This window comes from Legionella anisa (assembly GCF_001467525.1).
Taxonomy (GTDB): domain Bacteria; phylum Pseudomonadota; class Gammaproteobacteria; order Legionellales; family Legionellaceae; genus Legionella; species Legionella anisa.
In genome coordinates this window covers 530,428-532,875 of sequence record NZ_LNXS01000054.1, presented here as the reverse complement: position 1 = coordinate 532,875, position 2,448 = coordinate 530,428, and the positions used below count along the sequence as shown (strand labels likewise).

Here is a 2,448-nt window from a genome sequence, read left to right as displayed (position 1 = left end):
AATTAGAATATAATGAAAACTCCCCTTTGGCTCTGTTTGCAAAAGGGAATTTAAAAAAATGAGAGGATCACTCAGGGCGAAGCCATAACCCGGGTTTCTGGATAAACAGCACGGGTTACGCTTCGCTTCACCCAGGCTACATATATCAATTATCAATTTGCAATAACGTCGGTTTATCGGAGAGGTTCAGTGATGGTGCGAAATTTCTGGATACCGCGCATAAAGCGCGGTACGTAGAAAAGAGCATGAAACGTAGGGATGAAAAAATTTCAAGAAAAGCCTCATAAGTACTATAAAAACCGCAAATTAAAATAACTTAAATTTACCATAATCTTGTCGACAAAAAGGCGCTTTAAGAGGTATAATTCGTTCACTTTTTTTACAGTTAGAGTTTTATGAATCATAAAGTAGGTTTTGTTAGCCTGGGTTGCCCCAAAGCGCTGGTAGATTCAGAACGCATCATCACCCAATTGCGTGCTCAGGGATATCAACTAGTGTCCAGTTATCAAGATGCAGGTGTAGTAGTCATCAATACCTGTGGATTTATTGATAGTGCCGTTAAAGAATCGCTAGATACGATTAAAGAAGCAATGGCAGAAAACGGGCGTGTTATTGTCACTGGTTGCTTAGGTGCTAAAGCAGAGATCATTAAAGAAGCATGCCCAGATGTTCTGCACATTAGTGGTGCACATGCCTATGAAGAAGTGGTCAATGCAGTTCATCAGCATTTACCCCCGCCTGCAGATCCTTTTACTCAACTTATTCCCCCTCAAGGAATTAAACTAACCCCACGCCATTATGCATACTTGAAAATCTCTGAGGGGTGCAATCAAAAATGTACTTTTTGCATTATTCCTACCATGCGTGGAAAATTACAAAGTTATCCAATGGCTCAAATCTTAACGGAAGCCCAAAAATTAAAAGATGCAGGTGTTAACGAAATTCTAGTGATTTCTCAGGATACGAGCGCCTATGGTGTGGATACACGCTACCAACCAGTAAGCTGGAAAGGAAAAAACGTTAACACACGTTTTTATGATTTATGCGAGCAATTAGGAGAACTCGGCATTTGGATACGTCTGCATTATGTTTACCCCTATCCACACGTAGACGAAATTATACCTTTAATGCGAGACGGCCTTATCCTCCCGTATTTGGATATTCCATTACAACATGCCAATTCGCGAGTACTCAAAGCAATGAAGCGTCCCGCAAGCAGTGAAAATACCTTATTGCGTATTGCTTCTTGGCGAGAAATTTGCCCGAATATTACCTTGCGTTCTACTTTTATTGTTGGTTTTCCTGGAGAAACCGAAGAAGAATTTGAAGAACTGCTCGACTTCCTCGAAGAAGCTCAGTTAGATCGAGTAGGTTGTTTCAAATACTCTCCAGTTGAAGGAGCCAAAGCCAATGATTTAAGCGACCCAGTACCGGAAGAAATTAAAGAAGAACGTTATCACCGCTTCATGCAATTACAAGCAGAAATTAGCCGCAATAAGCTGGAAAATAAGATTGGTAGTATACAAACCGTATTAATTGATGAAGTAAATCAGGAACAAATCATCGCACGAAGCCAAAGTGATGCTCCAGAAATTGATGGTCTTGTTATTTTACCACCCACCCCCGGGATTAAAGTGGGATCGTTTGCAGAAGTCATGATTACAGAGAGTGATGAGTACGATCTGTATGCTGAATTCAAATAAAGTAAGCGTTCACGCCCCATTCACCGAACAGCTGCATTTGGGCGCAACCTGCGCTCAAATCCAACCGTTCACCAAGATTCAAACATACTCCCTGAAAAGTTACTCCTCCATTTTATCCTAAAGTTAAAGAGTCTATCAGGAAGTTCTCTTTGGCCATCTCTTACCAAGTCGGTTCTTGATTAGGCAAAATCTCGATATCTTTCTCAGAGCCAACGGTAATCGTTGGGACTGGAGGTGAATTATTCACAGGCATCATTCTGACAACTCCTGATACACACAATAGTTTGCCATAGTAGCTTGAATTTGAAATACTTTGAGGAAGAATCATTATGAGATCAGCACCAATCATACCATCAAGACCAGGCTCACCGATATTTATTCCATTAAGTCTGTTTATTGGGTTAGTTGCCCGTCCGCACGCGACAACAGATTGATTTGCGTAATTTTTTGCTTCACTGGATTGGATTTTACCAGGACCATAATGAGACGGTTTTGCCGGAACCACATCAGCAAAGCCAAATGCACTGCAATATACACTGAGTAAAAAAGCACAGATTCCTATTCTGTTCATGCTCGAGCTCCATCCGTGGTCAATACTATTTATAAAGTATATATCTAAAATTAAGTTTCTCCCCTTCCTAGCTCAAGAATGAGTTATGAACTATTTTGCTGAATGGATCCCCTACCTTCGCACACTACTGTCCGGTAAAAGGAAAAAGAATAGTTGCACGCCCTTGATAAAACG

2 protein-coding genes are annotated in these 2,448 nt (G+C 40.8%); one reads left to right on the top strand and one right to left on the bottom strand.

Going from position 1 to position 2,448, the window contains the following annotated elements; translation table 11 throughout:
- Nucleotides 1-395: 395 nt before the first annotated feature.
- A complete protein-coding gene (rimO, locus tag Lani_RS18800) occupies nt 396-1,703 on the top strand; it encodes a 30S ribosomal protein S12 methylthiotransferase RimO (RefSeq protein ID WP_019234802.1) in 1,308 nt (435 codons plus the stop codon).
- A gap of 160 nt (nt 1,704-1,863) precedes the next feature.
- Here the strand turns inward: rimO and Lani_RS18795 are convergent, their stop codons facing one another.
- Nucleotides 1,864-2,274, bottom strand: a complete 411-nt coding sequence (locus Lani_RS18795; protein ID WP_019234801.1) for a hypothetical protein — start codon at nt 2,272-2,274, stop codon at nt 1,864-1,866.
- Nucleotides 2,275-2,448 lie beyond the last annotated feature (174 nt).

Coding starts and splice junctions, on each gene's coding strand:
- rimO (WP_019234802.1), top strand. CDS start 396: ATGAATCATAAAGTAGGTTTTGTTAGCCTGGGTTGCCCCAAAGCGCTG.
- Lani_RS18795 (WP_019234801.1), bottom strand. CDS start 2,274: ATGAACAGAATAGGAATCTGTGCTTTTTTACTCAGTGTATATTGCAGT.